Here is a 6,773-nt window from a genome sequence, read left to right as displayed (position 1 = left end):
TAACCGCAAACTGTACATACCCATTTCTTCATAATCAATATTCTCCTTTTCCTTTATGCATTTCGTGTGAATCCCCGGGATTCATTTATTTATTAAAATAATAATAGTAATTGTTACTGATATTAATATAAACCACTTTGAGAGATTTGTCAATAGATATTTGAATTTTTTTTACCTAAAATAAAAAATGTGAGCATAAAAAATGAGAGTGGGAAAGCAGGGGGATGGGTTAATATAAAGGCCAGCAGGGAAGAATTGTATAATAGAATAGCAAAGAAGAATAGAAAAGAAGAATAGAAAAGAAGAATAGAATAGAAGAATAGAATAGAAGAATAGAATAGAAGGGTGGGGAAGAAGATTAGGGAAGAAGATTGGAGAAGAAGAGCGAATAAGGAAAACAAATAAGAGAAATAGATAGAGAGAAATAGATAAGAGAAATAGATAAGAAAAACAGATAAGAAAAACAGATAAGAAAAAGGATAAGAAAAACCAAATAAGAAAAATAAATAAAGAAAATAGGCAAGGAATAAAGAGAAAGATAAACCGGAGAAAGAGATTAAAAAGGAAGAAGTTCAAAAAAGAAAATTAAAAAAGAAATATCCCCAAAGCCGCAGAGGGAACATATGGCGCCCGGCCGGCACCGTGGAGGACTTTGGGGATATTTCTTTATAATTTCCTTATGTTATGATGCGTATTCAATTAATAAAATAGTCACTGTGTGTTAAACTGCCCTGGTCCAGGCTGTTCAGGAAGCTGCCTAGCAGGGTGCTGAATTCCTGGGCCTTGACACCGTCCATGTGGCCGTCGTAGTCCCAGTACCCTTCCATACTGCGGTCCATAAGCTCCGGCTTCATATAATTGAAGTTATAATATTCCAGACCCAGGCCTTCTAAGAGCTTCTTAAAATACAGGTGGGACTGGTCATAGGAACCGGCAAATTTATCAAGGGTTTCCTGGGGGACAGGCGTGGTGATGACAGTCAGTTCAATGCCGTTTTTCCGGCAGAACGCAGCTATGCGGTTAAAATATAGCTCTGCCTTGGATTTTACCTGGCTCTCATCCCAGGGGATGTTGTTGAAGGTGCCTTTATCCTCGCCTGCTACCCGGTCCCGATAGATAAAGCCCCGGTCCGCGTAATGGCCTCCCGGGATTTCCAGGACAGATGGGTCATAGTTTTTATAGGCAGTGCTTTGCTTGCGGCGTATGTGGTCCGGGACCTGGCCTATTAGGTTGCGGTAGTAGCTCCACGGAGCCAGTGCAGAGCGGAAATCCAGGTTTATGATTTTATCCAGGAAATAAAAAAACTTGGACCTGGAAGCCGGGAACTCCTGATAGAAGAAAATCTGGGTGGATCCGCTTCGCTGTTCATTCATCCAGTATGAGGGGTCCAGCTCGTATACAACGCGGGACGGCGACTGGGTTTCACAGGCAAGCCGCAGCATATGGTACATATCGTCCGGATAGGCGTCCGCCATACACAGACTGACGGAGCTGCCGCCGGAGGCAGCATCCACGGAAAAGGGGTCAATGCCATACTGCCCGTGGGAGGTGCCAATGAAGATCGTGTCGTATGTCTCTCCGTTTCTAAGGTTATGAAGATTGATTCTCACGGAGCTTGGAGGTATAAAACCATAGTTGAGAGCTGCCGTGATGCATATGCACAGGGACAGGAACAGGATGGCCTTCAGCCACTGTGGAAGCCATTTGTGAAAACGGCCGGCTCCTTGGTTAGAATTGGGCATATATAAAACCTCCTCCCGTCATGGTAATCTGGCCCAGCAGCGGTATGGAAAAGAGCAGCATCAGATAGACGCACCATCTGGCGGCCAGCGGCTTTGCGGACAGGGTATCCCGTATGTTGACATGGTTTTCCTGGAGAAGGCTGACTGCCAGCAGGACAGTGCAGGAGAGGGCCAGGGCGGCATAGTCCTTGCGATCCAGGCCCAGCCTGAGAAGGCTGCCGTCCGACAGGGCAGCCAGGGAGAATCCGGTAACGGTATTCTTCATCATGGTCAATGCGGCTCCCAGGCTTACAGCCATATCAAAATACCAGCTGATATTTACAAGAAGGAAGGTTCTTAAAATCCGGACCGCCATCCAGGGCCTGGATTCAACTGGTATGTGCAGTTTGCGGGCCATTTCCCCGTAAAAGGGGGCAAACAGGTTGCTGGCGGCAATGATGATTCCGTTATAAAGTCCGTAAACAATGAATTTCCAGGCAGGTCCGTGCCACACGCCCACCAGGAAGAATACCAGCAGATTGGCGATACATACAGGCAGCACTCTGCTCACATGCTTTCCAAAATGTTTTTTACAGAATTTCCCGAATTTGTTCATGCCCTTTGAAAGTGAAAAAGGATAGAACACATAGTCCTTCATCCAGGTGCCCAGTGTGATATGCCAGCGGTGCCAGAAGTCTGATATGGACTGAGCAAAATAGGGGCGTTTAAAATTGGCGTCCAGGGATATGCCGAAGCACTCTGAGGCGCCCATGATTACATCCATGCCTCCTGAGAAATCGCCGTAGAGCTGAAGGGAATAGCACAGTACACCGGCCATCACCAGGATGCCGCCATAGGACTGGTAATTGCCGAATACTTCGCTGACAACCACCGCAGCCCTGTCCGCTATGACGATTTTTTTGAAATAACCCCAGAGCATGAGCTGAAGTCCCCTCTCTATGCGGGCGAGGCTGAAGCTCTTCTGGCCGTAGAGCTGGGATGCCAGACGGTCGTACCGGCCAATTGGCCCCTGCAGAATCTGGGGGAAGAAGGAGACAAAGAGGGCAAAACGGAACGGATTGCGGTCAGGCGCGTATTTACCTCTGTACACGTCGATGAGGTAGCCCATGGACTGGAAGGTGTAAAAGGAGATTCCTAAGGGCAGCAGAAGCTTTGCAGAGGAAAAATGGGTGCCGAAGAGAAGGTTCATGTTATCTGCGGCAAAATTGCGGTATTTTAATGCTGCCAGAATGCCGAAGTTTACAAAGAGGACCAGGGCAGCAATCCATTTCTTGCGCTGTTTGAACCGCCCCTTTAAGGCTTTTTTTTCGTCCGGGGAAAGGGGCTGCTGAGGATTGGCCGGGCGCCGGAGGCGGTCCGGGCCGCAGTCCAGCGTATGGTCCGGGCCGCAGTCCAGCGTATGGTCCGGGCCGCAGTCCAGTGTATGGTCCGGGCCGCAGTCCGGAGTACGGTCCGGATCGCGCGCCAGAGTTCGGTCCAGGGCGCAGGCCAGGGCGCGGTCCGTGTGCTCCAGCCACAGCCCGCCCAGAAAGGTAGTGGCGGTAGTGGTCAGGATGAACACTACCGCCGCCGGGCCGGAGGCCAGATAAAATATATAGCTGAATATGAGCAGCCATACCCACTGGAGCTGTCTTGGTATCACATAATATCCGGCCACTGCTGCTGACAGAAACAGCAGGAATTTCATTGAAAGAAACGACATAACATACTCCTCTAATTGTCCTTAAGACGCTCTACCATGTTCCAGAGGGCCTGGGCAGAGTTAAAATTCTCCGGAATAATGTCCACCGGTGATATCTCGATTCCAAAGGCATCATTCAGTTCGCTGACAATGGACAGGATATCAAAGGAATCCAGATATCCGTCATCAATCAGGCCTGTGCATGTCCTGAAATCCACGGTGGGTTTTATGTCTTCTAACAGTTCTAATAATTCATCCATTTTATTGTTCTCCTTTTATGTGTCAGAGCATCTTTAAGAATTGCTCTGTGATTAATATATCTCCATGGCAGAGCCGTCGTTAAGTATATCTGTGGGCAGGGCGTCCCGCACCAGGGAAAGGCCGTGTTCCTGTGTGCAGGTGAGGACCACGGGGAGCTTCCGGCTCAGAAAAAGGTAAATGCCCTCAGTTACGGAGTAAGCGCCGATACGGTCAAATACCAGCAAATCCCCTGTCATCAGGCCGTCCAGGGGCAGATTTTTTACAAGTATATCCCCCGATGTGCAGAGGGAGCCGCATACGGTCCAGCGGTCGCCGGAGGTTTGTGATGCCGGAGGACGGGCCGGATTGTCCTGGGGTATATACCGGTAAGCAGGCACCTTCATGGCCATGGTCTGACCATAATAGTTGACGTGGTTAATGCCGCCGTCCACAATGCAGTAATTCTGTCCCTGGCTTCGTTTCACGTCCGCCACGCGGGTCAGATAGCTGCCGCAGGGAGCGGCCAGGAAACGGCCTGCCTCGAGAAAGATTATACCTTTAAAATTCAGGGAATCAAGGGCTTTTTTGAATTCCTGCAAAAGAATTTCTTCGTCAGCCTGTTCCTGTCCTTCAAAATAAGGTATCTGGAAGCCGGGGCCATATTCCAGCTCCCGAAACTCAAAATCCAGATGTTCCCTGACAAAATCCATAAATGAATCCAGCTTTACCAGCTCTTTTTCTATCTTTTCCATTCCCTTTTTCTGGGTTCCGGAATAGTACTGGAGGCCTGCCAGGTCCAGATGGGGATAGGAGTCCCGATTACGGATTGAGGCGAGGATATCCTCCTCATCCATCCCAAACTGGTTGCCGCTGGTCAGGCGCAGAAGCACCCTGACCCCGGTGCGGCCTGCGGCGCCGGCACAAGCCTCTAAAAGCCTGAGCTGATTTAAGGATTCAGCTGTGTAGGTTCCGGCGCCCTGCTCTGCCATGACCGAGCGGATGTGGGATTCCTCCTTATTGACACCGGAAAGGACGATTTTCTGGGCCGGCACACGGGCGCGGCGGCAGATGGCATACTCTCCCGGGGAACAGACCTCCAGGCCGCCGGCTGCCTGGGCAGCGGCAGCTGTCAGGAAGGGGTTGGCCTTCATGGCGTAATAGATATTCACCTGTTTTCCAAGGATCTGTTCCATGCGGCGGATACGTGAGATAAACACGTCTAAATCAAAGATATAGCAAGGCGTGTTGTATGTCCGGGCAGCTTCCTGCAATATATGGTTATCCATAAAGCCTCCTGAGTGCCTGCCGGTCCACTTTGCCGTTTTTGGTACGTGGAAGTTCCGTCAGGTTTCTGTATAAAGCGGGGAACATGTAGCGCGGCAGGAGATGTTCCAGGCCAACGGCGATGTCCCTTTTGACAGCGGCTCCCTCATAGAAGGCCGCAATTTTATTTTTTTCTTCCAGGAACAGGCATACCGCCCTGTCCACACCCTCCACGGTTTCAAGGGCAGCCTCAATCTCGCCAAGCTCGATCCGGTGTCCCATGTGTTTGATCTGGAAATCCTTCCGCCCGTTGAAATACAGAAGTCCGTCCCTGCCGTAGCAGGCCAGGTCGCCGGTTCTGTATATAATCTCAGGATAGCAGGGATTTAAGGGGTTCTGGACAAAGGCCGTGGCAGTTCGTTTTGGATCCCTGTAGTAGCCCAGAGCCAGAGCGGTTCCTGCCACACAGAGTTCGCCGTTTTGTCCGGGTTCTGTGACCAGCCTGTTATTTTCATCCAGCAGGAATACTGTTTCGTTGGGAAAGGGTACTCCGATGGGAATGGGGGTTCCGGGTTCAAATTCCCGGTCCACCACATAGTATGTGCAGTTGCAGGTAATCTCCGTGGGGCCGTACAGGTTTACAAACAGGGCATCTGGCAGGTAACTGCGCCAGGTATTCAGATGCTTTACCGGCATGACCTCTCCGCTGAAGAGAATCTTATTCAGATGGGATGGAATGCGGTAGGTAAAGCCTTTCAGGGTGGTAATGATGCACAGGGCGGAAACGGCCCAGATGGCCGTGGTGATTTTCCTGTCGCACAGGTAGTCCAGAAGGCTGGTGGGGATGGAAAACAGTTTTTTGGGAATAATTTCCATCGTGGCTCCGGTTTTAAGGGCGGAGTAGATGTCCTTTACAGATACATCAAAGTCAAAGGGCGCCTGATTGCCGATGACATCATCCTGTGTGATATGGAACAGGTCCGTAAAATGCTGGATGAAGTCAATGACGGAGCGATGGCTCACCACCACACCCTTGGGCACGCCGGTGGAGCCGGAGGTGAAGATTCCGTACAGGGGGTCCGTATCAGCGGCCTGCCTGCGGATGGACGCAAGGAGACTGCTGTTCAGGGCGTCATCCGGCAGAGACTTTAAGTCCTCCAGGAACAGTATCTCACCTGAAAAGGAGATATCGCCGGCCAGGTCAAGGCTTTCCTTATCGGCAATCATAAGGTCCGCCTTAAGGGTGTCCAGAATCCGGTTCAGACGTTCGGCCGGCTGGTTTGCATCCAGGCAGACATAAAAACAGCCTGCCCGGACAATGCCCATAAATGCGCCCAGGGTAAATACATTTTTTTCTGTCAGCACGGGTACAGGTCGGCGCGGGCCTGTTTTCTGTGCCAGAACGCTGCCGATTCTCATAGACAGGTCTGACAGCCCGCGGTAGGTAAGGCTTGTATGTTCATCTGCAAAAGCCGTTTTCCGGGGATGAGCTTCTGCGGATTCTTCAAGAAAACTAAGAATATTCTGTATCAATAATAGGACCTCCCACAGCAGGTATTTTTTAGCATTTTCGTGCTTAGTCTAGCACAGATGGATAAGGGGTTCAAGGCTTTAATTATGAAGATTCTATGACAATTGCCCAGTACAGTACAAAACAGCAATTGCAGGGCACATTCCGGACAGAGGATTTCATACGCAAAAAAGGAGAAGAGCGCACTCTTCTCCTGATTCTGTAAAAGTCATAAGCCGGATACCGGCGATTTCTTAGCCAAAGTATCTCTTCAGCAGACCCTCAAATGCCTTGCCGTGGCGGGCCTCATCCTTAGCCATCTCATGAACGGTGTCAT

At 50.2% G+C, this 6,773-nt stretch carries 5 protein-coding genes and 1 pseudogene; all 6 read right to left on the bottom strand.

Translation table 11 applies throughout. The annotated features are described in order from the left end of the window. Positions 1 to 695 precede the first annotated feature (695 nt). Positions 696 to 1,742, bottom strand: coding sequence for a hypothetical protein (locus tag LI015_RS27550; RefSeq protein ID WP_227126740.1), 1,047 nt, complete (start codon positions 1,740 to 1,742; stop codon positions 696 to 698). Next, on the bottom strand, positions 1,729 to 3,444 hold the full coding sequence (locus tag LI015_RS27545) for an MBOAT family O-acyltransferase (RefSeq protein ID WP_227126739.1): 1,716 nt from the start codon (positions 3,442 to 3,444) through the stop codon (positions 1,729 to 1,731). The genes LI015_RS27550 and LI015_RS27545 overlap by 14 nt, the downstream gene beginning before the upstream one ends. Positions 3,445 to 3,455: 11 nt before the next feature. Beyond that, positions 3,456 to 3,683 carry an acyl carrier protein gene (locus LI015_RS27540; protein ID WP_002568993.1) on the bottom strand — a complete coding sequence of 76 codons (228 nt, stop codon included), beginning with the start codon at positions 3,681 to 3,683 and terminating at the stop codon, positions 3,456 to 3,458. A 51-nt stretch (positions 3,684 to 3,734) separates the two neighbouring features. Further along, positions 3,735 to 4,949 (bottom strand): alanine racemase, encoded by a 1,215-nt coding sequence (locus LI015_RS27535; RefSeq protein ID WP_002572963.1) that lies wholly within the window; start codon positions 4,947 to 4,949, stop codon positions 3,735 to 3,737. Continuing rightward, positions 4,942 to 6,459: an amino acid adenylation domain-containing protein gene (locus tag LI015_RS27530; protein WP_227126738.1), complete on the bottom strand. Its 1,518-nt coding sequence runs from the start codon at positions 6,457 to 6,459 to the stop codon at positions 4,942 to 4,944. The genes LI015_RS27535 and LI015_RS27530 overlap by 8 nt, the downstream gene beginning before the upstream one ends. A 231-nt stretch (positions 6,460 to 6,690) precedes the next feature. Next, positions 6,691 to 6,773, bottom strand: a pseudogene (locus tag LI015_RS28920) (NADH peroxidase); the annotation flags it as partial.

Origin of the sequence: Enterocloster sp. 210928-DFI.2.20, assembly GCF_020554465.1 — a bacterium.
Lineage (GTDB): Bacteria > Bacillota > Clostridia > Lachnospirales > Lachnospiraceae > Enterocloster > Enterocloster bolteae.
This window is presented reverse-complemented; position numbering and strand designations above follow the sequence as displayed.